Origin of the sequence: Leptolyngbya sp. 'hensonii' (genome assembly GCF_001939115.1) — a bacterium.
Classification (GTDB): Bacteria; Cyanobacteriota; Cyanobacteriia.
In genome coordinates this window covers 36,073-61,567 of sequence record NZ_MQTZ01000056.1, presented here as the reverse complement: position 1 = coordinate 61,567, position 25,495 = coordinate 36,073, and the positions used below count along the sequence as shown (strand labels likewise).

Below are 25,495 nucleotides of genomic sequence, written 5' to 3'. Positions count from 1 at the left end.
CGCCCAGTTTGACGATTGGAAACACGAGCGGGTTGCGACTTTCATTGGCTACCTCAGTAAGCATCGACAGCGGATTGTCAACTACGGCTATTATCAAGCCGAAGGCATCTCCATTGGTTCTGGTGCGATTGAATCGACGGTCAAACAAATCGGGCAGCGCATCAAGATATCGGGAGCACAGTGGGAAAAGAACAACGTACCACAAGTACTCAAGCAGCGCTGTGCTTACCTGAATGGTCAATTCTCAAAATGAGTCTTACAAAACTGGGATGCACTCGCAGCGATTTGCCTGGATAAAAGATGTAGAATTGAGCGCCAGTGCTTCAGATATAACTTTGTCCAATCATCAGATAATTGATCAGGTTGATGTTAAGCCTGTACAGCCAACTCTACCAGAAACAAAAGCCTCAGCCAAAAAGCAATTGGCTGTACCCACACCGAAAACTACCCAGCCCAAAGCTACTGATTCCTCTGGCAAATTCATCACAGCCATCGCAGTCTTGGAAACCTTGGGTGGTGTGCTAGGTATAGTCTCTATTCTCGAAAGCGTGGCACTCCAGCCAAGCGTACTGGGCAGTTACTTCCCAGTGATTGCCTTTTTTCTGACTCTATATTGCCTGAGCGTGCTAGCTGGGATATGGCTGTGGCAGGGACAGCTCAGAGGGTATTTCCTGTCCCAGGTGATCCAGTTCTGCCAGGTCTTGCAAATTAGTGTATCCAATGGCATTAGTTACACTTTTGTATCAGGAGCACAAGTAATTTTGGGGTTGATTCTCTCTCCTCGGTTTGGTGCTGAGGTTAACGTTCATCTTGGTTCTCTGTGGGGTTTCTATACATCTTTTTCATGGTCACCCGAAGATCCAGAGGTAAAGATTGCACTTAACCTTCTATCTCTGCTGGTGTTGATTTTCTTGAATCAGAAAAAGCCACATCAACCTCGTTCCTCAACTGGTCGATTGAGATGATCTAACTTTTGCCCCCAAAGCACCCGTGAGTTGCTTGAGGGCCATGGATACATCTGTAGCATCAATCTGCACATCCAGAATGCAAAAGCTGTCCTGATTCATCCGACTGAACAGTAAGGCTTCCTCCAACTCCACTTCGGTGGTGACTTCAAATCCTACCCCAGTTCCCAGGAGTTCTGGCAGGCGGCTATACTTCCAGTTCAAGATGTCATTAAACTTGCCATCCTGCATCGGACGTTCCGTTGCGTAGCCCTGGTTATTAATCACAATCACGATCGGATTCAGGTGATACCGGGCAATGGTGGACAGTTCCATCCCGGTCATCTGAAACGCCCCATCCCCCACCAAAACCAGAGGCCGGAGGTTCGGTTTCGCCAACTGGGTGCCCAAACTGGCTGGAACGGCAAACCCCAGGGAAGCATAATAGGCCGGGGAGAGGAACTCCGTATGATGGTGCATCAGCAGATCCACCCCTGCAAACAGGGCATCTCCGGGGTCAGCGATGACGATCGTATTGTCATCAATAAACCGATTCAACCGGTCAAACAGTCGTTGCAGGGTTATCTTTTGTTCCGGGAGCGGGAACACCGCCAGGGACGGTTGAACTCGCTGGGGCAAATCCAGGGGGCGAGGACGGATCGGGGCAGCAATTAACCCCTGCATAAAGTCCTGCAGGCGAATGTCCTCATAGGTGTGGTATTGAATTAAGGTTTTCTCATTCGTGACTTTGATCGATCGTTTGGGATCGAGATGGGCTGTAAATCCACCCAGATCCAGGTCCGTCATGAAAGCCCCCAGTAAAATCAGGCAGTCACTGGTTTCCACATAATGCTGGATATCTGGATGGCCCATCGCTCCGGCATAAATGCCCAGGTAGCAGGGATGCTGTTCATTAAACACCGACTTACTGAGTAGGGTAACGGCAACCGGAATATTGGTTTTTTCGACCAGTTGCATCAGGCTATCTTGCAGCCCAAAGCGATGCAGTTCCACCCCAGCCAGAATCACGGGGCGGTGGGCTTGGTTAATCAGGGTGAGGGCTTCTTCCAGGGCTTCTTTGAGAGCATTCTCATCGCTTGGCTCTGGACTGACAGCCCACTGGTAGTTAGGGTGTCCTGGCTGATGCACGAGGTTGCGAGGCAATTCAATGTAAACGGGTTGTTTATAGCGGAGGGCCGCAGCAATGACCCGATCGATTTCCTGAAAGGCCGTGTCCGGGCGATCGATTACCGTCGAGGCCACCGTCAATTGCTGAAACACCTTAAATTGGGTATCAAACTCTCGCACTTTGTGGTGCAGCAGCGGATTCTTAACCCGCTCATCCATCCCTGGAGAGCCACTGATGACGATAACGGGAGACTTTTCTGCATAGGCTTGAGCCGTTGTATTGGCCACCTTCAATCCACCCACACAGTAAGTGATACAGACTGCTCCCAACCCTTGCAAACGGGCATAAGCATCTGCTGCAAATCCTGCCCCCTGCTCATCACAGGTATTCACGAATTCGATCAAAGAACTTTCTTCGAGGAGTTTATCAAACCCCAAAACAAAATCGCCCGGAACCCCAAACACATGACGGACACCCTGATCGTAAAGCCTTTGAATCAGGTAATTTCCAATCCACATGGTCTATCTTCCACCTCTCAAACTCATCTGTTTCGTATGAGGGATGGCAATCGCAAGTTGATTGCAAGTTTTAGTGAATTAAAGGGCTTAAAAAGGCAACTGGAATGATGAATAAAACAACTGACGATCGCTCACCAGGGCTCAATTCAAATCTCTATCGTGATGATTTGTATGGATACGCCTTATCTCAAGTATCGCTAATTTTCTCAACCCTCACCACAATTGTTACAGAGGAGCAATAAGACATCAGCGGCTAAGCCAGCTATCCATCCGCTGACGATGGATAGCGCGCCCGTAACTCTGCGATCGTTGTCGGTGGAGCCAGTTGCGATTGCCGCAGATGCTCTGGCAGGCTGTACCAGACCTGTAGCAGCAGGGGCATTCCCAGTTGTAATTCCTCTAACAGAACCCTATCGGTGAAAACAGCCTGGGGACAATCCGACAGGATGAGCTGCCCTGCGTGCAGCACCAGGATCCAATCGGCCCAGCCATAGGCCAGGTCCAGATCGTGGGTTGCCATCACGATCGTGGTGCCCTGCCCATGAATGCGGTCCAGTTCTTGTAGCAGTTTGCCCGTTTGCAATCCATCCAGATAGGCGGTGGGTTCATCCAGCAACAGCAACTCAGGCTGTAAGGCCATCACCCCCGCCAGAGCCACCCGGCGTTTTTGCCCCAAGCTGAGGTGATGCAGGGGCTGATGGGCCAGATCTTCCAGGGCAAAATCCGCCAGGGTCTGGTCCAGGCGACGGGCAATTTCCGCTGCAGGCAATTGCAAATTGCACAGGCCGTAGGAAATATCGGTTGTGCATCAAATAATTGTTGGATAAGTTGCGAAGTCTTGCCAAGTCCAAGGCTCTGCTGCCAAGTTTGCTCGTTGAGATGCTGTGGTTTTGAATCGGCTATGCCGCCAAATCCAATTGAAATAACTGACAACCAATCGTGTAGTCACCTTCGTTTGCTCCCACACCTTGCCAAACTTGTTTTGCCGTCGATGCCACCGTCCTGTTTGTTGCCGGATAATACCATTGGTTCTCTCTAATCGTTGGGTTTTATCCTTACCAATGTGATGATGAATTTCTGGTGGAAGGACTCGTTCATACCCTCCCCAATCATCGCTATTCCACTGTTTGCACTCCGTTTTTCCTTCCGTTGTGACCATCAGTTCTTCAATCAACTCATCCGTATGCTTTCCCACACGGGCCGCCAAGATCAGCCCACTGCTATTGGCTAAACTCAACCCCACCCAACAGTCTCCCAGGTCTAATTCTAGGGGCAGACATTGCTTCTGTTTTTTTGCACAAAGGACCACATCTCATCAGCACTCACCTCCTCGGTTTCAACTTGAGCCACCTCCTGATTGTGGATGAGTTGAGCTTTGCTACTCGCTCGTCGAATAATACTCACTACCGTGTTATAAGCTAACCCGCTAATCCGACTAATCCCTCGTAAACTGGTGCCCTCACTGTGAGCTTGCAGGACTTGTTGAATTTGCTCTGGACTGACGTGACGGTAGTAGTAGAGGGTGTCAAAACTCTCTGAGAAGGTTTGTTGGCACCCCAGGCAAAAGTAGCGTTGATGCCCATTCGGCATCTTGCCATGCTTGTGAGTCTTAGAATGACCGCAGAGCTTACATTCCATAGCTTGAGTAGGTGAATCGTTGATTCCTTACTCTACCAGACCCACATCAGTTTGACGCACTACCGAAATATCTTCGGCCACCGTTGCAGCGACCAGTTGTTGTTCCGGGTCTTGAAAGGCCAATCCAATCCGTTGTCGCCACAGGTTCAGGGCACGGGAGGTGTATTGCAAAGACTCCCCTTTCCAGGTAATCACCCCCCCACTGCGCCGATATAGCCCATCCGCCAGAAATAACAGGGTCGATTTGCCACAGCCATTGTGCCCCAGAATGGCTGTCTTTCGCCCTGCTGGAATGGCCAGGGTTAATTCAGCGATCGCAGGATGACGGGCACCGGGGTAAGTGTAGGAAACCTGATGGAATTCCAGCAGCGGAGCAGCCATGTGGGGTGGGAACGTGAGGGGTTAAGGGAAGAATCTCCGATCTAAAATCACAAGCCCGACACAGCCCAGGACAGATTCCAGGGCGTAGCGGGTGGAGTAAGTGTAGGACTGGGTTGAATACACCTGCAAGTCGCCATTGAACCCTCGGGCAGCTAATCCCAAAGAGAACTGTTGATACCGTTGCAGCGATCGCACCAGTAATTGTCCGGCCAGCAAAGCCACACTCTCCATCCAGCGTTTCCGGGTACGATACCCGCCTCTGGCCTGCTGGGCTAACTGTAACTGGGTGGCAACATCCAGAAATAAGAACAAAAAGCGATACATTAAAAGCAACAAATCCAGCAATACAGTTGGAACTCGACAATGGCGCAAAACAGTCAAGAGTTCTGAAAAAGGAACTGTGAATAGAATCAACAATAAACAGGCCACACTGGCCAGCGATCGCAGGCTAATTTCACCGGCCTGGATCAGACCGGAGTGACTGACAAAGACATACCAGTGGGCCAGAACGACCCCTCCCAGGGAATTTCCTTGCACCGTTGCAAAATCCTGAACAGAGACCATTTCCAAGACCAGTGCCGGAATACTCAGGCCCAAAAAGAAGGCAGCCATGCCAAAAACATGGCAATAGACCCTGACCGGAATCCCCGCATATCCGATCGTCCACAGGGCCATCCAGAGAAGGATCGCACCCTGGGTAGGAGGGTGAGCCATCAAAGCCATTAGCAACACCACCAGAACAAAGGAGAGCTTCTGAATGGGCGGAAGTTGTCCGAGCCGATTGGTGTATGCATAGGCATCCAGGTGATGATGCATGGGCTATTCTTCTAGCTGCTGCCGGGATTGCACCTGTGCCTGCTCCTGCCGACCGCGATATAACCCAATAACATAGCCCATCACTCCAGCTCCCAGCCCTGCCTGCAACGCAAACAGCAGGGAGGCAATTTCGCCACTGGCAGGCTCAAAAACGGGCTTAAACCAGGGCTGATACTCTGGATTAATGTCCTGAATTACTGCTGCTGCTTTGCTATCTGCACCTTCAAATTCTGCGCCCCGGACGAAAATCAGGGGGGCGATCGCCAAGACCACGACACCCGCAATCATCAGCCCGCTATTCCAACCTTGATGGCCTTGCTTCATCAGTTCAGGACTCCTGTTTGATCAAATTGAGTAGCTTCAGTTCTTCCGGGCTGTAGGATTGCAGCCAGTTCCATACCAGGACCGTGAGTAGACCTTCGCTAATTGCCAGGGGCATCTGGGTCACGGCAAAAATCCCGGCGAATTTGGCAAATGCGGCCACCACTCCCCCATTGGCAGCCGGAAAGGCCAGGGCCAACTGAATCGAGGTGGTGATATAGGTCAGCAGGTCAGCCAGGGTGGCAGCCAGGAAAATGGCCAGGGTCTGTCTGCCACTGGATTTCATCACCAGATGGTAGACGCCATAGGCCACCAAAGGACCGACAACGGCCATGGAAAAGGCATTAGCTCCCAGGGTCGTCAAGCCACCATGGGCCAGGAGCAGGGCCTGAAACAATAACACCAGGGCACCCAAAACGGACATGACTGCGGGACCAAACAGAACCGATCCCAGGCCCGTTCCCGTGGGATGGGAGCAACTTCCAGTCACGGATGGAATCTTCAAGGCCGAGAGCACAAAGGTAAAGGCTCCAGCCAGGGACAGCAACAGCTTTGTTTCGGGATGCTGACGGGTAATGCGAGTCAGCGATCGTAGCCCCCAGAGAAAAAAGGGCAGGAACAACCCCCACCAGAACATGGCCCAGCTTACAGGTAGAAACCCTTCCATGATGTGCATGGCTTGGGCGGGCGCGGGAGAACCCACCACTAAATAGAAACTTAGCCCTGCCATCAGGGCAAGGCGTAAAAATTGACTAATTTTCATGTCCGTCTGTACCTCGCAGACTGGTTGACTCAATCCGACGGCGACAGCGGCGGGCATTCTGACTTAGAGAGAAACTTCTCTCATCACAGTTGCGGGACAGCGGCAGATTTGCACTGCTCTTTCCCCATTACTTCTGGGGGATGACCTTCCCCAGAACCGATCGCTTAGCCAGCATAGCACTCCCCGCGCCCCCCTGTCAGATGATTGTCCCCAGGACGGGCAAACTTTGGCGACACCCCTTGAAAGGTTCGGTTTTCACGCCAGGGGTTTTCTGTCAAGAGTATTGCAATTTTTATTTACATTAGGTTACATTTATTTACATTAGTTCAGGGAGATGACAGCGATGACGACAATTCGTGGACAGGTAATTGAAGAGGGCGGGCGGGCTAACGTTTACGCAGTTGAGCCCAAAGTATATGTAGACAGCAGTGCTCAAGCAGGTTTCACTCCTTATGCTGAGAGATTGAATGGGCGGCTAGCCATGATTGGCTTTGTGTCTTTACTGGCGTTAGAGGTGCTCAGTCGTCATGGGGTAGTGGGCTGGTTGAGCCATCTCTAAGGATTACTCTAGGCACGTCTTTTCCACAGTAGGTTTCGTTCCAGGGCCTTATTCAGGTTTGAGCTAGCTTCTCAAGTTTGTGATTTGCAGTTTGTACCATTAGTTAATTGGAGGACTAACCATGAAAACTGATTTTGATTTTCCTCGCAAAGATTTGCTCGGTCCCGTTGTGTTTCGCCCAGATTTCAACAGTAATTCTGATGTGATGACAGGGAACCAGGCCTGGTCCCTTTTCTTTACTGCTGGCCAAGAAGATAAGGCTTTAGGACTGAATACGGAAGTGGGTCGATTCTTTACGAACTTGCTGATTGCTGCTGGTGCCGGTGGCGTTCTGTGGGCAATGATTTTCAGCCGTCTCCTGTAGACCGTCCCATCAGGGTCATTCCTGATCTGGTAGTTTGTAAAAGTCCCGGCGAGTAGAGCTTCCGGGGCTTTTAAGGTGGATTAGGATCACTCAAGGCAGGATTCTGAATGAATGCGGCATCGGTCAAGCTGTGCAAAAAAGCCAGTAAATCCTGTTTTTCGGCTTCAGTTAGGCTAAATCCGGCAACAAATGGACTCTTGAAGGGATTGTGGCTGCCGACTCCAGCATACTGTCCCCTGGTGAGGGTTCTTCCCCCGACCCGATAATGCTCGATCGCCGCCCCCAGGGTGGCGACACTGCCATCATGCATGTAGGGTGCAGTCAGGGCAATATTGCGTAGAGTGGGGGTTTTAAACCGACCCATATCAGTGGGCTCCTGGGTAAGGGCGTAAACGCCAGTATTGTTGGGTGGGTAGGCCCCCTTACCGTCAATGTTGTAGAGGCCATTGTTGTGAAAAGCAACTTCTGTAAAGGCCGATCGTTCATGCCTGACAGAATCTGAAAAGTTAAATCCACTGTGACAGTGGAAACACTCCAGACGTTCGCTCTGGAAAAGGGTTTCCCCCCGTTTTGCTGCTGCCGAAATAGCGGTACGATCGCCTCCAAATCGATAGCGATCGTAGGGGGAGTTAAACGAAATCAGACTGCGCTCAAAAGCGGCCAGAGCCTTCGTCAAATTACTGAGGGTAATGGCATCATCACCGGCCCCAAAAGCAGCGCTAAAGCGCTGCCGGTAGGCAGGATCTTGACGCAAAAAGGTAAGGATCTCGGCTTCGCGACCCACCAGCCCCAGTTCGATCGGGTGTTCCCCAAACAGGGGGACGAGGGCCTGGGTTTCCAGCCGCACCATAAGGGGATTAGCCCAGGTCAGGACCGAATTGTAGGCGACATTGGTCAGACTCATGGAATTGCGGGGATGGGGTTCTCCGGTGGCCCCAATCCCCACTAGCCTGCCATCGGTAAAGGCCCGTTTCTGCTCATGGCAGGATGCACAGGAATAATCACCGGTGACCGAAAGCCGCTTTTCGTAAAACAGGTGTCGGCCCAATTCCACTTTCGGAGCTGTCATCGGGTTATCCGCAGGCACCACTGGCCGAGGCAAACCGGCAGGTATGGCCCAGTGGTAAGCCTCTTTGGGCGGCGAAGCAGCCAGCATTTGACTCAGGGCAAGGGAGAGGAGAAAGATGATGGCCAGGACGATCGCTCGCATGATGCGACGGTAATGCTGCAATGGTTCTACTCAATCCGAAAGATCGTTTGCGGGCTTGCAGGTTTACCCATAAAAGGCAAGCCCAGACTAGCCATAATGCCAATACAATCCCGATCGGCAGGATCAGACATGCAACCGGGACTGGTTTTGGGTTGGTTGTGGTTCAGAGGGGACTTGCTCACCAGTTCAGCCAGATCAAGAACTACCACATTTTTTTCGGGATTAAAGCCGGTCAATCGGACGCTGGCCCGATTGGGATTACTGCAGCCCATCGGTTTCTCGCTGGTGCTCCCACCGTGGCATCCCGTGCTGCCCAGATGAATGGGAAAGCCTGCGATCCCGGCTTCGCCCTGTCCTGCCCCTTTAGCTTCTGGCTTTTGGGGATGATGCTTCATCATGGGCATGGGATCGGCACTTTTCAGATCAATCCGAAGGAACTTATAGCCGGATTGCCAGTTCCACCAGAGACTGGTCAGATTGAGGGGAGATGGGGCGAGGGCTGTATCCGCATGGTTCAGGCTGGCAGGAACGCCCAGGGTGAACTTCAGGCCGGTGTAAGTCCCGGTGGGGACGGTGCCGATGATGCGATCGCGCAGTTCAGGGGTGCCATTGGCACAGGCTCCAGTTTTGTTCTCGAAGTCCAGCAGGGCGACGGTCTGGTATTGCCACTTGCTATCCTGCTCCAGTGCAACCGGGACCGTTTTGCCCCTGGCATCAATCAGGGCTACCTCTGAGATGTAAAAGCGAAAATCAGTCAGGGTCTGATGGGTTGCTGGTTTACCGAGCCGATAGGTTGCGCCGCAGGAGACTGGTTGCTTGCCCACTTTGGCCAGAAACCGAAGGGTGACGGGCTGCGTCTCGGCGGCTACAGCGGTAGGGACGATCGAGCCTGAGAGTCCGGCCAGAATCGACAGCAGGCCCACAGTTGCTGTGGTTTGAATCTTGGAGTTCATTGGTAGAGTGATATAGCGGCTTTGATTATGGTTGCACTATCGAATAGAACAGGGGGAAGCGTCAAAAGACCGATCGTCAAAGGTTTACCAATTCAAAGCGCAGTATGCAGTCCCGCAGAGGAGAGGTTGAGCCATGCCAGTCCATCCCCGAAAAATCTATGATCTGTTACTGGAGGCCAGCCAGAGTCAGGCGATCGTGCGGGAGATTCTGATCGGGCTGACCTGGACCTGCTGTCAGGCTGAGGGGATGGGGTTGTGCATGAGTCCTGGCCAGCCCACCCGTATCCTGCCCTGGTCCGGAACGCTGATGCAGCGATCGATCTCAGATCTGACGCCCTGGGTACGCTCCTGGGAAAACTACGAAGCTACGATCGGCATGGCAGCGATTAATGCTGTGATCAATGCTGCCTCCCCCCTGATCCAAATGGCCCAGCCCCTCTCCCCCACCGGGCCAGCCAACTTGGCGGTATTTGAACATTTTTTACCGCTGATCCGAGGGCAACGGGTGGTGGTGGTAGGGCGCTATCCCGGATTGACCGCCTATGAACAGGACATTGACCTGACTGTACTGGAGCGCCAACCGATCGCCCAAGACTTACCCGATACCGCCTGTGAATATCTCTTGCCATCGGCGGATTGGGTCTTTCTCACGGCCACCTCGATCGTCAACAAAACCTTTCCCCGCCTGGTGGAACTTTCGCAACAGGCCCGTTTGGTGTTGATGGGGCCAACAGTGCCCTGGTTACCCATACTAGCTGAGATGGGCATTGACTATCTGGCAGGGGTGGCGGTTACCGATCCGGTCGCCTTACGCCAGACGATCGCAGAAGGCGGCGGCACCCGAATTTTTGAGACGGGGGTGCAATATCATGTACTGTCCCTATCCTGACGCAGTGAAGTTCCTGCGTCATCCGCCCCTAACACAACAGGCGACAGCGAGGCTAACGCCACTGATTGGCCCGGAGGTTTTGCTCAGCCAATTGGGCCGTTTCTTCGATCCGTTTGGCCCGGGTCTCAGGTCTCTTGGCCGTGGCGATCCATTCCAGGATGCCCCGCTTGACGGAACGGGGAAAGGCCTCAAAATGCAGGCGGGCGGAAGAGTATGCGGCCAGCGCCGCATCCAGATCGGGGGGGATTTCCAATGCCTCGATCGCATCCAGGGCATTCCAGGAGCCATCCTGCCTGGCGGCCTCAACCTTAGCCAGTCCCGCTGGGGTCATCTGTCCAGTGGCGATCATCCGCTCCACCCGCTCTTTGTTGAGCTTTGACCATCCGGTGCCTGGCTTTCGGGGGGCGAACCAGAGCAACGATCGCGCTGCATCCAATTTATTGGGCTTGCTGTCAATCCAGCCAAAGCAGAGGGCCTCTTCAACGGCATCATTGTACTCAAACCGAGGTTTGCCAGTGGCCTTCTTATAGCTGATCAGCCAGATGCCCTGGGTGCGGGTGTGATTGGCCATCAGCCATTCTCGCCATTCCGATCGGCTGTGGGGATGAATTGAGTTTTCGGGGGCTTCCGCCATGGCCATCCCTCCACAACGCAACAAAACCTGCTGTCATACTATAGCGATTTTCAGAAGGGGGGAGGCGCTGTCAGCCCTATCGACTTAAATTGAAGGCTGTCGTTTAGACCGCTTTTGCTGATACATCAAGGCATCGGTTTGAGCGACCAGTTGCTCCAGGGAAATGGTCTCATCTAAGACACAATGTTGAATCCCAATGCTCATTGCAACTGAATAACACCGGTTCTGAGATCGATTGAAATCGTCAATATGCGCTTCCAGGCGACGGGTAATGCCCAGGGTATCCTCTGAGCAGCCGGGAACAAAGACGACAAACTCATCCCCACCCAACCGGGCCAGAATGTCAGAATCCCGAAAAGTTTGCCTGAGCAGGGTTGCGGCATCCGTAATCACCCGATCACCCATTTCATGGCCCTGGGTGTCGTTGATCTGTTTCAATCCGTCCAGATCCACAAACAGGAGGCAGCAGGGGGTCTGTAGTCGATGGGCCAGTTTTAGCTGTTGATTGGCCAACAGGAAAAAACCGCGTCGATTATGCAACCCAGTTAACTCATCCGTCAGGGAAAGCTGCCTGACTTCTGCCTCAATTTTCTGCCGCTCCTGAATTTCCTGTTCCAGGGCGGCTGTCCGATCGCGCACCCGGCGTTCCAGTTCACTGTAAATCTGCACATTCTCCAGGGCCACTGCCGTGGTGTCAGCCAGGGCTTGCAGGAGTTTGACCTGTTCCAGGGTGGCCTGATACGGGGTAGCCCAGTAGATGCCGATCGCGCCCATGGGGTTACTGGTCCGAATCGGCACCATGGCCAGACTTCTGATAAAGGTCAGTTGGTAGGCTGAAAAGGGAATCCGTTCATCACCATAGATATCCCTAATCACAATCGGCTTGCGATCGCGCATGGTGTGCCCCCCAATACAAATACTGAGGGGAAATCGTTGCCCTTTCCAGAGGGGGGCGATCGCATCTTCGTCTACGTAAAAACACTGATCTCCTTCCCGCAGGACAAAGCTGGCTCCATCGGCTCCACTCAATTCCCGGGCTGCCCGACGAACGATCGTCGTAATTTCCTCTAAAGTCCGAGCGAGGGAAAGGGCCTGGATCACCTCAATCAACTGCTCCATAGCCTGGATATAGGATGATGCCTTTTCTGTCGAAGCTGGCTGGGAGCAAGGGATGAGGTATGGTGGGAGGGAATCGGGAGATTTCATAGTTCACCTAACAGACCAGCGAGGCGTAACAAAAAGCACCAGGCAATGGTAGCAATAGTTACATCTTTGAGGATCGTAAAAAATTTCTTAAATTTATTCGATGGGAATTTTACTGAAATTATTCTGGCCATTCTACTGAGTTGGTCCTTGGCAAGGCAGTTTTCCAGACAGGCTTGAAGCAGGGCGGGTACACTAAAGAACACTTGCTATTGCTTTGAACCAAACACTGAGATATTGCCTCCTTATAAGGGGATTTGTATGAAATGGCTGAAACAGCCCTCACTCCGTTGGGTCTTGGTTGCGCCCTTTGTGATTCAGATTGTTGGTTTTGTCGGGTTAACCGGATATTTGGCCTGGCGCAACGGGCAACAGGCTATCAGTGAACTGGCCGATCGCCTGATGGCAGCAAAATCGGAGCAAATCTGCAATCTTTTGACTGCCCATCTTCATACCCCTCACCAGATTATTGCAACCAACCGCTTAGAAGCTGAACAGGGAACGCTAAACGTTCGGAATCCAAAGGCATTACAGAAGAAATTCTGGCAACAAACCACCTTGTACCCTACCGTTTCCTCCATTGCTTATTGGAGTGAACAGGGAGATGTAACTGGTTATGCTCGTCTCCTCAGTGAGGATTTGCTGGAGCAGATTCGCAAGTGGCTGAGTGTTGATCTGCCGATCGGAACTCGAATTCAATTTACGACGGACCAGGGACAGGAGCACCGGTTACACTACCTGACAGACCAACAGGGAAACCCCAAAAGCCTGCTCTATCTATTCCCAAACGATCAGTTTCGTCAGTTTCCCTGGTATCAGTCGGCCCGAGCTGCTGCAAAACAAACCTGGACTCCCATTGTGGTTTATCGGGTTTCGTTAACCGTGGGCATGCTGGCTGTAGCCCCTGTGTATAACTCTGCCGGTCAGTTGCAGGGGATGTTCTCTGCCGATGTTCCCTTAGCGAGTATCAGCCTGTTTCTGAAGCAGCTTCAGATTTCATCCGGCGGACAAGCATTCATCCTGGAACGTTCCGGAAACATGGTGGCAAGCTCCACCCTGGAAAGCCCCTATATCCAGCAGCCCTTGGCTCCCCTGAAACGACTGGCGACTACTAACAGCCATAACGCCCAAATTCGGGCGATCTCCCGACAGTTGCACGATCGCTTTGGTGATTTTCGGACATTGCAAACTCCGCAACAATTGATCCTGATGGGCGAACGCCAGCGTCAGTTTGTTCGGGTGACCCCCTATCGGGATCAGTATGGCCTGGACTGGCTGATTGTCATTGTGGCCCCTGAATCTGACTTCACGGCTCAGATTGATACCAACACCCGGACAACGCTGGCGTTGTGTGGTCTGGCCTTCCTGATTGCAACGGGGATGGGGTGGTTCACAGCCCAATGGATTGCTCGTCCGATTCAGCGTCTGAGTCGAGCCAGCCAGGCATTAGCCCGGGGAAACTGGCAGCAAACCGTTGAGAATGACAGTGGGATATTGGAACTGTCGATGCTCTCCCAAGCCTTTAATTCCACGGCAGAGCAGCTTCAGCAAGCCTTCAATCAAATTAAAATTGCCCTGCAGGAGTCGGAGGAGAAATTCACCAAAGTGTTTCGGGCCAGTCCAGACCCGATCGCCCTGACAGGCTTGGGAGCAGAGGCCCGCTACCTGGAGGTGAATGACAGCTTTTTAAAGTTCAGTGATTGGACCCGGGAAGAAGTCGTGGGTCATTTGACCCGTGAATTGAAGATTGGTGTTGATCCAGCCCAGGAAATTGCTCTAGAAGAACTGTTACAAACCCAGGGTAAAGTGGAGCAGTTTGAGTTTAAATACCGCACCCGTTCGGGGCGGGAAGGCACTGCCCTCCTGTCGATCGAACTGATAGAACTGGATGGGCAACCCTGTGTTCTGACAGTGGCCAAAGATATTACCGATCGCAAGCAGGCTGAGGCCGCCCTCCAAGCCAGCGAGGCCAAAAATCGAGCCATTCTGCAAGCGGTGCCCGATTTATTGCTGCAAGTTCAGCGGGATGGCACCTGTCGGTACTCTTTCCTGCCTCTGGACCAGATGGATAAGTATGTTCCACCCCAAGTCAATATTTCAGAGGTGTTGCCTGCGGAAGCTCTGGAGCTGGAACTACAAGCCATTGACCGGGCACTCAAGACCAATACCCTCCAGGTGATCGAGTTGCAGTTTCCCAAAAATGGTCGGATAGCCGCCGAAGAGGTGCGGGTGGTGGCGTTGAATGGGGAAGAAGCACTGCTGATTGTGCGGGATATTTCCGATCGCAAACAGGCCGAGGCCCAACTGCGGAAGATGGAAGAATGGCTCAGCCAGTTTAGTCGTCAATCCTCTTCCATTGTCTATACGGTGGCGCGAGACGTGGATGGCTCTCCCTCATTTGAATACATTAGCCCGGCCTGTGAGCAAATTCTGGAAGTATCTGCAGAAGCAATCATCAAGGATGCCCATCTGCTTTTTGACCAGTACCATCCTGAGGATCGGGAGGGCTACTATGTTGCTTTAAGCCAGTCTATCCAGACCTTAGAAGCCTTTCATTATGAATGGCGAGTAATTACGCCCTCGGGCAAACTCAAATGGTTGCAGGCTAACTCGCAACCAGAGCGTCGCAGTCATGGGAGGACGGCATGGCATGGGGTTATTCAGGATATTACGGACCGCAAACAGAATGAAGCTCTTCTGCAGGAGCAGGAACAATCCTTAAGACAGGCTCTGCAGAAAATTAATATTCATTTTGAAAACTCGCCCCTAGCGATTGTGGAATGGGATCGGGATACCCGTGTCCGGCGCTGGTCTAAACAGGCCGAGCAGATCTTTGGTTGGACTGCAGCAGAGGTGATTAATCGCCCCTGGAAAGATCTGCAAATTGTGTATGAAGCGGATGTCGATCGAGTGAATGCCGGATTAAGCCCTTTGATTCAGGGGAGTGTGACCAGTGTCACCATGGAGAATCTCAATTACACCAAAGCCGGTCGAGTGATTGCCTGCCAATGGTATAGTTCTGCCGTGTTTGATGAAGCCGGTCATCTGGTCTCCATCTTGTCTTTTGCCCAGGATGTGACCGATCGCAAACAGGCCGAGGAAGCCCTCAGAGCCAAGACGGAAGAGCTGGAACGTTTCTTTTCTGTAGCCCTTGATCTATTGTGTATTGCGGATACCGATGGGTATTTCCGTCATCTCAATAGTCAGTGGCAAAAGACCCTGGGCTACCAATTGCAGGATCTGGAAGGCAGCAGATTTCTCGACTATGTCCATCCCGATGATTTCGATGACACCCTCAAGGTACTCTCTGAACTGGCTGCACAGAAGGAGATCCTCAATTTTGTCAACCGCTATCGGTGCCGCGATGGATCTTACCGCTGGATCGAATGGCGTTCCTGCCCAGTTGGCAATCTCATCTATGCAGCAGCCAGAGACATTACCGATCGCAAGCAGGCCGAACTCGATCTCCAGCAGGCGAAGGAAGCGGCTGAAGCGGCCAATCTTGCGAAAAGCACCTTCCTGACCAATATGAGCCATGAACTTCGAACTCCCCTCAATGCCATTCTGGGCTTTACGCAACTGATGAACTGGGAGGCAACCTTAAGCCTGGATCATCAGCAATATGTGCAGCTAATCCATAACAGTGGTGAACATCTCCTTCGGTTAATCAATGAGGTGCTGGACCTATCCAAAATTGAGGCTGGCCAAATGACTTTAGAGGAACAGGAGTTTGATCTGCTGGCGTTGCTCCAATCCATTCACAGCATGTTTGGCCAGCGTGTGCAGGATAAGGGGTTGCAGTTGAAGTTAGACCTGCTCATAGAAACCCCTCAATACATCATCGCGGATGTCCAGAAACTCCGTCAGGTGCTAATCAATTTGCTGGGAAATGCGATCAAGTTTACCCAGGAGGGCCTGGTGCAATTATCTGTGGGGCTGGCACCTGGTGATGCTGTTGCCAGTGCTTTGCCGGGAACTCGCCAGCAGTTACAGTTTCAAGTGACAGATACCGGGGTGGGCATTGCGCCTCAAGATCTGGACATTATCTTTGACACCTTTGCACAAGCTCAGGCCGGGAAAAAATCTTTAGAAGGAACAGGGCTTGGATTGACCATTAGCCGTAAGCTAGTGCAGTTGATGGGCGGAGAGATTACGGTCAATAGCACCCTCGGCCAGGGCAGCACATTTCAGGTGACGATTCCCATTATGTTGGCTACGGGAACCGGACAGTTGTCAGCAGGGATCAATCCTATCACTGGACTGGCCCCCAATCAGCCCGATTATCGGATTTTAGTCGTGGATGACCAACCTGAAAATCGCCTTCTGCTGGTCACCATTCTCCAGAAGTTGGGTCTGACCGTGCAGGAAGCAACCAATGGGGAAGAGGCACTTTGGCTCTGGCAAGAATGGGACCCCCATCTCATCTGGATGGATATTCGAATGCCAGAGTTAAATGGATATCAAGTGACTGAGAAAATTCGTGCGACGATCGCAGGCCATCGCACCGTGATTATTGCCTTGACCGCTTATGCTTCGACAGACGATCGGGCCATGGCCCTTGCAGCAGGATGCAATGACTATATCAGCAAGCCTTTCCAGGAAGAAATCCTGTTCAGCAAAATGAGAGAGTATCTGGGATTGCGATATACCTATGCGGATGGCCATCAAGACGGCTCTGACCCCCAGTCTATTAACTGGGAACTCGCTGCTACGGAGTTAGCCCAAATGCCTCAAAACTGGCTGCTTGAACTTCAGCAAGTGGCCATGATCTGCGATCAGAAAGCAGTTAAACAATGTATTCAGCAGATTCCATCAACGTATGTTGAATTGGCGATCGGTTTGGAACAACTGGCAAACGCTTTCGAATTTGCCCAAATCCTGCAATTGATCCAGGTCGATCAAAATAGGGATGACAATGCCTTGGATCGGGAATAGGGGGTGTGAACACCCCCTATTCCCAATCGGTTAGGGGATAGCTGTAATTTCAGATGGCATCCATTGCCAATCGAAATTAACCAACGATCGTAAAGTCTGCACTGGTAATAGTGCTGGCCTGAATCCCAGTCAGAACTGCCACCAGTTGATTGCCCTTGGCAAGGCTGATCAGGGTATCTTGACTCTGATGACCTGTCCCTTGAGTAACCTTGAGTTGACCAAAAGTTAGCCCATCATACAAGCCTAAGAAGTCAACCCCATTCTCGAAGTCCACGATCGTGTCTGTACCCGTACCACGCACGAGGATAAAGCCATCTTTGCCTGCATCCCCCTGCAAGGTGTCTTTGCCCTGATCCCCATACAGCAGATCATTGCCAGAACCGCCCAGCAGAATGTCGTGGCCAGATCCACCGATGAGTCCATCATCTCCGGCTCCACCCCGGATCAGGTCATTGCCGCCTCGCCCATCAATGATATCGTCACCCCCCTGGGCATTGATCACATCGTCTGAGCCATCAAAGCCCACGACTTTGTTATCCAGGTCGTTCAGGAAGGTCACGGTATTGCGATTAAACAGGGAGGTTTGGTTGGAATTCGCGTCAAAGACATCAAAGCTGTCCTTAAAGAGAATTTGACCATCAAACAGAATGTTGCCCAGTGCAGGTCTGGAACCATTCTTAGAGAGGATGTCCAGATCCTCCAGGGCAAATTTTGTCAGGAAGACTTCCGAACCCTTGACCCCTTCAAAGGAAATCAACAGGTCCTCGCCCTTCTGGGTCAGGAGCATATTGCGGGCTGTCAGGCCGGGTCCCTGAAACTTGAGCACATCCAATTCCAGCAATTCCTGCTTGCTGGGACGATCGCCCGTGCCAATCCCCCCAAAGTTGTCCACGATGGTGATGTCCGCACCCTGGGAAACCTGGAACAGTTTGTTGCCCCCCTGGCCATCCTGAATCGGGCGATTCAATCCGGCCAGACCCACGCGAGGGTCCACATCAAGGGGTTTCTCCAGCTTCAGAAGCACCATCTCATTGTTGTCGATCGCAGGCGGACGACCCACCGAGAAAGGGTAGTTGTTGTCATTCGCCACCAGAATCGTGTCAGCATCAATCACCAGGACATCTTCGATCGTCTGGAAGGGCATGGTGTAAGTGTTGCTGCCATCTTTATTCAGATCATTGGGGTCTTTAATGTTGAGCAGGTTGGCCACCTCTTCCTTGTAGACAAACCCATTGGCATCTTGTTTAGAAAAATCCACCTTGAAGATCTTCTTGAAGGCCGCACCAGCACCCTGGTTGTTATCCCGTTCAATCACGAGATATTCGTGGGCGTTGATGACCGTGAAGTCTCCGATCGCGTGGGTGGGGCTTTCCAGATGGTAGTAGCCAACTAGTCCTTCATATTGCTGACTCTTGACATCGAATTGGTAGATGCGTAGAGAGTTAGCCGGATCTCCCACCACCGTCCCTTCCAGGAGGGGGTACAGGGTCTGCTTATCGGGACTGATGGCCATGCCCTCGAAACCCTGAGAACGATTCAGGTTCGCCACGATCTGGTTGCCGTAGTAGGGCCGGTTCGGATCGGGCAGATAGGGGGAATTGAGATTGGTGTTGGGGTTGGCGTAACCCGTGCCAGCCAAGTAATCGTTGACCACCACAGACCGTCCAGTTCCAGGGAAGTCAGTGAAGAAGCCATCCACACCCAGATCAATGAATTGCTTGAATTCGTTGGCGGGGTCGCCATTGTAGCTGGCAGGTAGGAAGAAACTGTCGTCCCGCAGGGTGTACAGGTGCACCAGGAGTCCAGCCTTGTGGGCATCGGCGATCAGGGTCGTTGGCGTGCCGGTGATGCGATCGCCATCACTGATCTGACCATCCCCATTCAGGTCATCCGGCTGGCCATCTTTGTTGTTGTCTACCGTAGACAGGGGCACAATCCGCTGTTTGTTGGGACCGATACCCGCTGCATAGGTAGCAATCTCTGCCAATCCAGCCGGAGTGGACAGATCGGTATAGGTGCGGCTGTCGCCACTCACAACGAAGTCATAGGGTCTGCCAGAACCGCCAAACAATTGAATCAGGGGAATGTCAATCCCAGCGGCAGGCATGATCGTATCGTTCAGGGTCTTCAGGTTGCCCACCTCAAAGGACTGGATGAACACCCGGTTCGGATCGGTGAAGCCTGTCTGCACTAAAGTATCCACCAAGAGCTGGCTGGTGTTGTAACCCTGTTGCAGGAAGTAGGTGGGGTGCTTGGTTTCCGGATAGATGCCAATCTTGCGCCCAGTTTCGGCTTCCACCTGTTTCACCAGGTTGATCACCTCTTCCAGGGTGGGAACCTTCAGACCATCGTTGTTGAAGGTCGTGCCTCGAATGGCCGGAATTCGCTCGATCGCATTCAGTTCCTTAACTTCTGCCAGGGTGAAGTCCTCAGCAAACCAACCAGCCACTTTCACCCCATCCAGGGTTTTAATCGTGAGCCGATCCGCGAACTTATCCCGCAAATAGACATCCGTGCTGGTGTCGTTGGTGTTGATCACCGGCTTGCCATTAGCATCCAGCCTGATCGTGCCATCGGAATTCAACACCGCAACTGCAAGCAGGGGTTCATGACGGGCAATCAACACCCCATCCTTAGTCACAACCAGGTCAGGCTCGATAAAGTCAGCGCCATCGGCGATCGCCTTCTTGTAGGCCGCCAGGGTGTGCTCGGGACGAGAACCGCTAGCACCACGATGGCCGATGACAAGCGGTGCATTCCCCGACAGGGTATTGAAGTCTGGTGTGCTCAGGACTTCGGGATTCTGGGGAGAGCGCACGAAGGGGCTGGTAATCTGATCCCGCACCAGGTCCCCGGTACCGGGGAAGTCGGTAAAGTAACCATCCACCCCCAGACCGATGAACTGGCGGAACTCCAGTTCTGGATTGCCCTTGTAGTCAGAAGCCAGGAACTGGCTCTCGTTGCGGAAGGTGTACGCATGGACGAATAACCCTGCGTCATGGGCATTGGGAATCAGGCTGCTGGGAGCCAGCGTGACCCGATCGGCATCGTTGATCGTGCCGTCTCCATTCAGGTCATCCGGCTGACCATCATTGTTGTTGTCTACATTCTTGACAGAAACGATCATCCGCTTCCAGGGGCCAATCCCATCCGCGTAGGTGGCGATTTCTGCCAGCCCTGCAGGGGTTTGCAAATCGGCATAGGTGCGGGTGTCGCCCTTGACCGTGAAATCGTAGGGACGGGCATTAACATCCTGGTACAGCAGCTTACCGGTGTTGTAGTCCACATCATAGGCATCCAGCAACTGCACCAGGGGCAGGTCAATTCCGGCCTTGGGCATCAGCACGCTGTTCAGTTCCTTCAGGTTGCTCACCTCAAAGGATTGAATGAAGATGCGGCTGGGGTCAGTGAAACCTTGCTGCACCAGGGTATCAATCAGCTTCTCTTCCAGGGACAGGCCCAGTTGATCGTGATAGGTGGGGTGCTTGGTTTCGGGGTAGATGCCAATCTTTCGGCCCGTGTCCTTTTCGACCTGCTGAACTAGGTCGATGACTTCATCCAAGGTCGGAATCTGGAAGACCCCATCAAAGGCATCGGTGCGGTAGCCCTGGGGCATCACGGCCCGCAGAGTCTTGATTTCTGCCAGGGTGAAGTCAGAGGCGAAGAATTCATTTTGATAGAGAACACCATCAATCACCCCATCCCGTCTGCGATTGGCAAACTCCGGACGACTGGCAACATCAGTTGTTCCACCCAAAATCGGCTCATGACGGGCGATCAGAACCCCATCCTTAGTGGAAACCAGATCTGGTTCGATGAAGTCAGCGCCACGCAGAATGGCCAGCTTGTAAGCTTCCAGGGTGTGTTCTGGCAGTTCGCCGCTGGCTCCTCGATGGCCGATGACGAGGGGAGGCTGGCCATTTAGGGTATTGAGCGGATTGATGTTGGGGGTGGGAATCGGTGCTTCCAGCAATTTGCCGGTGGCATCGAAGTGCAGCAAGTAGGGACCAAATTCCTCACCGACCCAGATGGTGCCGTCCTTGGCAATGGTGAAGGACTCGATATCAAAGTCTGCGCCGGTCAGCAGCCGATCGGAGGTGGCCCCGTTAACAATGGAGAAGGGGATTTTCTGATCGGGATCGGAAAATTGGATGAAGCTCTGGAAATTGACATTAGCCGTGCCGTTGCCATTCGTTTCTGCGCCCCGGAAACTGGGATCAACTTTATAGATCCGCAGCAGAAAGTCGGCACTGTTGCCCTTGGCACCAAAGCCATTGTCTGGCATGAACCAGAAAGACTGGTCATCAGCAAACTGAACACCGCTGAAACCCTGGACGGGCTGGCCGGGGAAAGGGCCTGTCCGACCATTGGCAGAGATGCCCTGCCCTGCAGCGGGGCCGGGAGCAAAGGTATCTGCAGGAAGCGATGCAAATCCTTCGAGAATGACGTTTGGTATTGCGTTTTCCATGAAATTGCTGAGGTAGATTCCGTCAAGATTGATTAGCCATCTCGCAGCATCCCACCAAAATTTTAAGATTCCATGATCTTGTCTTGAAGAGGGGACTGTATTTTGATTAAGCTCCCGTATTTTTACGGAAAATCTTAAAGCGACGTGGGGGGTGGGGCAGGAATTGGAACATGCAGGTTGAAAAACTGAAACGCACTTTCAGTTGTGGCCTGAGCCACTGTTTCAACTGGCTTACCGATCGCCTGGGCGACTGTTTGCACCACATGGGTCAGGAAGGCCGGTTCGTTGCGTCCTCCCTTGGGTTTGGGTCGCAAGGTTCTGGGGGTGAGGTAGGGCGCATCCGTTTCCAGCATCAATCGATTGGGCGGAATTAATCGTACCAGTTCCTGGAGATGCCGCCCCCGGCGCTCATCACAGATCCAGCCAGTAATCCCAATGTGCAAATCCCAATCCAGATATGTCCTCAGCTCATCGGCATTGCCTGTAAAACAGTGCACAACGGCGGCGGTTAACTGGTCTCGATAGGGTTTGAGTATCTCCATGAATCGGACATGGGCCTCTCGCTCATGCAGGAATAGGGGGAGTTGGAGTTCGCAGGCCAATTGCAATTGAGCTTCGAACCATTGTTCCTGCTCAGGTCGGGGAGAATAATCCCGATTAAAGTCCAGGCCACATTCTCCGATCGCCACCACTGCGGGATGGGTCATCAGCGATCGCAAATGGGGAATAGTCTGCTCATCACAATGCCGCACATCATGGGGATGAACTCCTGCGGTCGCATACAACTGCCCCGGATACTGACTGGCCAGGGCTTGGGCCTCCCGGCTCCCCTCGACAGTGGTGCCTGTCAGGATCAGCGTTTGGACACCGGCTGCGATCGCCCGTTCCAGAACCTGTGGGCGATCGATATCAAAAGCGGCATGGGTCAGGTTTACACCAATATCTACTAATGACATCACCCAATCGTTCTCCCAGATCTATTCGGTAGGGGCTCGCCCTGAATTCTACTGGGTTTTGTGAATAGCCTGAGAGGGTGGGGGGATCCGGAGGGGCACGATCGGCTTCCAGATGCTTTGTCGTGATTTCTGTTAAGATGAACATCCGCCAGTACACTCCGGTCTGTCACTGGCCTGTTGGAATTTGCTTATCTGAGCCATTCAACTAAACCATAACCTTACTGCTCTTAGACTGGTCCCATCAGTTCATTTGGGATAGGGGCACCACTGGGAGCAATTGCATCCATGGCATTTCGTAATCTCGGTCTTACGACCAACCTGCTTCGTGCTGTCGCTGAGCAAGGCTACAGCGAGCCCACCCCAATTCAACTGCAGGCCATTCCTGCTATCCTGCGTGGGCAAGATGTTCTGGCCAGTGCCCAAACTGGAACAGGCAAGACCGCTGGGTTTACCCTGCCTCTGTTGCAGCGCCTCAGCACCATCCAGCCAGACAGACGGCATCGCACACCCCGAGCCCTAATTCTTACCCCCACCCGTGAACTGGCTGCTCAAGTTAACGATAGCGTTAACATCTATGGTAAATATCTCCCCTTGCGATCGGCAGTTGTCTATGGAGGGGTTAGCATCGGCCCCCAAATTCAGGCGTTGCGGCAGGGTGTCGATATTCTGGTGGCCACACCGGGTCGCCTCCTCGACCATCTGAACCAGAAGACCCTCGACCTTTCTCAGGTTGAGATTCTGGTGCTGGATGAATGCGATCGCATGTTGGACATGGGCTTTATTCACGCCATTCGCAAAATTCTGGCCATACTGCCCACCTCCCGGCAGACCCTGCTGTTTTCTGCCACCTTCTCCAAAGAGATCCAGCAGTTGGCGAACACCCTGCTCCAGTCTCCCACCCTGATTGAAGTTGCGCCACGCAACACTGCGGCTGAGCAGGTCACCCAGGTCATTCATCCGGTCGATCGCGATCGTAAGCGAGATCTGCTGTCTTACATGATTGGCTTCTACAACTGGCGACAGGTACTGGTCTTCACCCGCACAAAACATGGGGCCAACCGTCTGGCTGAGCAACTGACCAAAGATGGGCTGAAAACTACTGCGATTCATGGCAACAAAAGTCAGGCAGCCCGTACCCGAGCTCTGAATGATTTTAAGCAGGGGAAAGTACGGGTTTTGGTGGCCACGGATGTGGCTTCTCGTGGGTTAGACATTGATCAACTTCCCTATGTGGTCAACTTTGATCTGCCCGATGTCCCCGAAGATTACGTGCATCGGATTGGTCGCACGGGTCGTGCTGGCAATGAAGGACAGGCCGTTTCCCTGGTCTGTGTCGATGAGTATCCCCTTTTGAAAAGCATTGAACGCTTGCTCAATCGCAGTTTGCCCAAGGAGGTGATTGCTGGATATGAGCCTATTGCTGCGGTGAAGGCTGGAACGGCTGCGGCGGAACGGAAGCAAGCCAGTCCGGAGTCTCATCACGATCGCAGTCGGCCCAGACCCCAAACCCAGTCCAAGCCTGCCCACAGCAAAAAAAACTCGACCGGAGGGCGTTCGGGTAAACGCCTGCACACGGCTTGAGGAGCTCAATTGCAGCCTGAAAATCTTCGATGGCACCCGGCCAATCCTTCGATTTCCAGCTAGACCGTTGCGTTGATGGTTCAGCTATTCAGGTGCAATATTCGACAGATAGATTCTGGGACGGGAGGTGTGGGCATCTCAACCGCTTATACCCTCCGCTTATCCCAGCGAAGCATCAGATCTAGGATGCGATCCTCAATGTTGCGACTCCCTGAATGCTTCAACTAATTTGTTTGGCGTTGCTGAATAGAAGTATGATTTTCGTGCTTGAGCCTTATGCAGCCCTCTCCCTAGCCCTCTCCCAAAGGAGAGGGAACAAGAGTTTTAGCTCCCTTCTCCTGCGGGAGAAGGGTTGGGGATGAGGGTAATTCATATTTGCATTCAGCAAAGCCATTTGTTTGACCTCAACGCGCCCTGAAGGATTCGAACCCTCGACATCAGGTTTTGGAGACCTGCGTTCTACCAGCTGAACTAAAGGCGCATGGCCTGAAAAGATTTCAGGACTTCCCTTCAATCTAACACTTAGGATAACAATTAGTATAACATCAAATGTAACACTTAATGTAATATTTAGTGCTACATTCGGCAGCGTATTTGGCCGCAAGTGGTTTGTGCTTGAAGGGACAGGAAAGACTACAGGCTGCGATCGAACCGCTGCTTGACGCGAGTGGCCTTGCCGACCCGATCGCGCAGGTAGAAAAGCTTGGCGCGACGGACCCGCCCCCGACGCAATATCTTAATACTTTCAATCCGGGGGGAGTGAATCAGGAAGACCCGCTCAACGCCAACCCCTTGAAAAACCCGTCGGACGGTAATCGTCATATTGCTGCCAGAATTTCGTCTAGCAATGACTACACCCTCGTAGGGCTGGGTCCGCTCCTTACCGCCTTCTTGAATAATAACGCCGACTTTTACCGTATCTCCGATGTAGATATCCGGCAAATTTGTTTTCATCTGCTCCGCTTCGATCGCGCGGATAATTTCCTGGGCATGCAGCATAGGGGTTTCAAAACTCACGGTCTTTCATGATAGCGCAGTCAGGGTTATCAGTCTAGAGCTTTCAGACGTGAAATTGATACTTCAATCCTGACCTATCCCCCTCAGGAGGATTGTTTTTTTCTGATGTAAAAGGTTGCATTCTGTAAGGGGATCAGATTTACTCAGGCTTTGAGCCGTTTAATCTCCTGGAAATCAAGTATCTTCTGAGGTCAGTGAGCTACCCATGATTGAGAT

At 52.6% G+C, this 25,495-nt stretch carries 20 protein-coding genes, 1 tRNA gene, 1 pseudogene and 1 riboswitch; of the genes and pseudogenes, 7 read left to right on the top strand and 15 right to left on the bottom strand.

Annotated features, from left to right (window positions below; genetic code table 11):
* Together BST81_RS24050 and BST81_RS24045 are read left to right on the top strand one after the other, a co-directional pair.
* A pseudogene (locus tag BST81_RS24050) lies at positions 1 to 253 on the top strand (ISKra4 family transposase); the annotation flags it as partial.
* Positions 234 to 965: a hypothetical protein gene (locus BST81_RS24045; RefSeq protein WP_143780478.1), complete on the top strand. Its 732-nt coding sequence runs from the start codon at positions 234 to 236 to the stop codon at positions 963 to 965. The pseudogene BST81_RS24050 and the gene BST81_RS24045, both read left to right, overlap by 20 nt.
* On the opposite strand, the gene BST81_RS24040 is transcribed toward BST81_RS24045, so the two are convergent.
* The 7 genes from BST81_RS24040 to BST81_RS24005 all read right to left on the bottom strand — a co-directional run bounded on the left by BST81_RS24040 (position 945) and on the right by BST81_RS24005 (position 6,510).
* The gene (locus tag BST81_RS24040) at positions 945 to 2,591 is read right to left on the bottom strand and encodes a thiamine pyrophosphate-binding protein (RefSeq protein WP_075601055.1); all 1,647 of its coding nucleotides are present in this window, start codon (positions 2,589 to 2,591) and stop codon (positions 945 to 947) included. The two genes, BST81_RS24045 and BST81_RS24040, sit on opposite strands and share 21 nt — an antisense overlap.
* A 262-nt stretch (positions 2,592 to 2,853) precedes the next feature.
* Entirely contained in the window at positions 2,854 to 3,366 is a 513-nt protein-coding gene (locus BST81_RS24035; RefSeq protein WP_253188466.1) for an ABC transporter ATP-binding protein, read from the bottom strand.
* 33 nt (positions 3,367 to 3,399) lie between these two features.
* Positions 3,400 to 4,229 (bottom strand): IS1 family transposase gene (locus BST81_RS27190; RefSeq protein WP_143780277.1). Its coding sequence is split into 2 segments (ribosomal slippage): positions 3,400 to 3,885 and positions 3,888 to 4,229, totalling 828 coding nucleotides; the frame shifts between segments, so codons are not numbered across the junction.
* Between the two features lie 27 nt (positions 4,230 to 4,256).
* A complete protein-coding gene (locus BST81_RS24020) occupies positions 4,257 to 4,610 on the bottom strand; it encodes an ATP-binding cassette domain-containing protein (protein ID WP_075601053.1) in 354 nt (117 codons plus the stop codon).
* Positions 4,611 to 4,631: 21 nt separating this feature from the next.
* On the bottom strand, positions 4,632 to 5,426 hold the full coding sequence (cbiQ, locus tag BST81_RS24015; protein WP_075601052.1) for a cobalt ECF transporter T component CbiQ: 795 nt from the start codon (positions 5,424 to 5,426) through the stop codon (positions 4,632 to 4,634).
* A 3-nt stretch (positions 5,427 to 5,429) separates the two neighbouring features.
* Positions 5,430 to 5,750 carry an energy-coupling factor ABC transporter substrate-binding protein gene (locus BST81_RS24010; protein ID WP_075601051.1) on the bottom strand — a complete coding sequence of 107 codons (321 nt, stop codon included), beginning with the start codon at positions 5,748 to 5,750 and terminating at the stop codon, positions 5,430 to 5,432.
* A 4-nt stretch (positions 5,751 to 5,754) separates the two neighbouring features.
* On the bottom strand, positions 5,755 to 6,510 hold the full coding sequence (locus BST81_RS24005; RefSeq protein ID WP_171974840.1) for an energy-coupling factor ABC transporter permease: 756 nt from the start codon (positions 6,508 to 6,510) through the stop codon (positions 5,755 to 5,757).
* 30 nt (positions 6,511 to 6,540) lie between these two features.
* A riboswitch (cobalamin riboswitch) is annotated at positions 6,541 to 6,686 on the bottom strand.
* A gap of 167 nt (positions 6,687 to 6,853) precedes the next feature.
* Here BST81_RS24005 and BST81_RS24000 point away from each other — a divergent pair.
* Both BST81_RS24000 and BST81_RS23995 read left to right on the top strand, forming a co-directional pair.
* The gene (locus tag BST81_RS24000; protein WP_075601064.1) at positions 6,854 to 7,069 is read left to right on the top strand and encodes a high light inducible protein; all 216 of its coding nucleotides are present in this window, start codon (positions 6,854 to 6,856) and stop codon (positions 7,067 to 7,069) included.
* A gap of 121 nt (positions 7,070 to 7,190) precedes the next feature.
* On the top strand, positions 7,191 to 7,433 hold the full coding sequence (locus tag BST81_RS23995; RefSeq protein ID WP_075601050.1) for a hypothetical protein: 243 nt from the start codon (positions 7,191 to 7,193) through the stop codon (positions 7,431 to 7,433).
* A 70-nt stretch (positions 7,434 to 7,503) separates the two neighbouring features.
* Here BST81_RS23995 and BST81_RS23990 read toward each other — a convergent pair whose 3' ends face one another.
* Both BST81_RS23990 and BST81_RS23985 read right to left on the bottom strand, forming a co-directional pair.
* The gene (locus tag BST81_RS23990; protein WP_253188465.1) at positions 7,504 to 8,664 is read right to left on the bottom strand and encodes a methanobactin export MATE transporter MbnM; all 1,161 of its coding nucleotides are present in this window, start codon (positions 8,662 to 8,664) and stop codon (positions 7,504 to 7,506) included.
* A gap of 5 nt (positions 8,665 to 8,669) precedes the next feature.
* Positions 8,670 to 9,596 carry an MbnP family copper-binding protein gene (locus BST81_RS23985; protein WP_083637057.1) on the bottom strand — a complete coding sequence of 309 codons (927 nt, stop codon included), beginning with the start codon at positions 9,594 to 9,596 and terminating at the stop codon, positions 8,670 to 8,672.
* Positions 9,597 to 9,729: 133 nt separating this feature from the next.
* Between BST81_RS23985 and BST81_RS23980 the strand changes: the two genes are divergently transcribed.
* Complete coding sequence (locus tag BST81_RS23980; protein WP_075601048.1) at positions 9,730 to 10,485, top strand: DUF364 domain-containing protein; 756 nt, start codon at positions 9,730 to 9,732, stop codon at positions 10,483 to 10,485.
* A 52-nt stretch (positions 10,486 to 10,537) separates the two neighbouring features.
* On the opposite strand, the gene BST81_RS23975 is transcribed toward BST81_RS23980, so the two are convergent.
* Together BST81_RS23975 and BST81_RS23970 are read right to left on the bottom strand one after the other, a co-directional pair.
* Positions 10,538 to 11,119: a YdeI/OmpD-associated family protein gene (locus tag BST81_RS23975; RefSeq protein WP_143780477.1), complete on the bottom strand. Its 582-nt coding sequence runs from the start codon at positions 11,117 to 11,119 to the stop codon at positions 10,538 to 10,540.
* A gap of 84 nt (positions 11,120 to 11,203) precedes the next feature.
* Entirely contained in the window at positions 11,204 to 12,325 is a 1,122-nt protein-coding gene (locus tag BST81_RS23970; RefSeq protein ID WP_083637056.1) for a sensor domain-containing diguanylate cyclase, read from the bottom strand.
* Between the two features lie 258 nt (positions 12,326 to 12,583).
* Here BST81_RS23970 and BST81_RS23960 point away from each other — a divergent pair, with 258 nt between their 5' ends.
* Positions 12,584 to 17,257 carry a PAS domain S-box protein gene (locus tag BST81_RS23960; RefSeq protein ID WP_075601045.1) on the top strand — a complete coding sequence of 1,558 codons (4,674 nt, stop codon included), beginning with the start codon at positions 12,584 to 12,586 and terminating at the stop codon, positions 17,255 to 17,257.
* A gap of 76 nt (positions 17,258 to 17,333) precedes the next feature.
* On the opposite strand, the gene BST81_RS23955 is transcribed toward BST81_RS23960, so the two are convergent.
* Complete coding sequence (locus BST81_RS23955) at positions 17,334 to 21,725, bottom strand: glycerophosphodiester phosphodiesterase family protein (RefSeq protein WP_075601044.1); 4,392 nt, start codon at positions 21,723 to 21,725, stop codon at positions 17,334 to 17,336.
* Between the two features lie 134 nt (positions 21,726 to 21,859).
* The gene (locus BST81_RS23950; RefSeq protein ID WP_075601043.1) at positions 21,860 to 22,681 is read right to left on the bottom strand and encodes a TatD family hydrolase; all 822 of its coding nucleotides are present in this window, start codon (positions 22,679 to 22,681) and stop codon (positions 21,860 to 21,862) included.
* 285 nt (positions 22,682 to 22,966) lie between these two features.
* Here BST81_RS23950 and BST81_RS23945 point away from each other — a divergent pair, with 285 nt between their 5' ends.
* A complete protein-coding gene (locus BST81_RS23945) occupies positions 22,967 to 24,262 on the top strand; it encodes a DEAD/DEAH box helicase (RefSeq protein ID WP_075601042.1) in 1,296 nt (431 codons plus the stop codon).
* A gap of 408 nt (positions 24,263 to 24,670) precedes the next feature.
* Here BST81_RS23945 and BST81_RS23940 read toward each other — a convergent pair.
* Together BST81_RS23940 and rplS are read right to left on the bottom strand one after the other, a co-directional pair.
* Positions 24,671 to 24,743, bottom strand: a tRNA-Trp gene (locus tag BST81_RS23940).
* A gap of 152 nt (positions 24,744 to 24,895) precedes the next feature.
* Positions 24,896 to 25,258: a 50S ribosomal protein L19 gene (rplS, locus tag BST81_RS23935; protein ID WP_075601061.1), complete on the bottom strand. Its 363-nt coding sequence runs from the start codon at positions 25,256 to 25,258 to the stop codon at positions 24,896 to 24,898.
* Positions 25,259 to 25,495 lie beyond the last annotated feature (237 nt).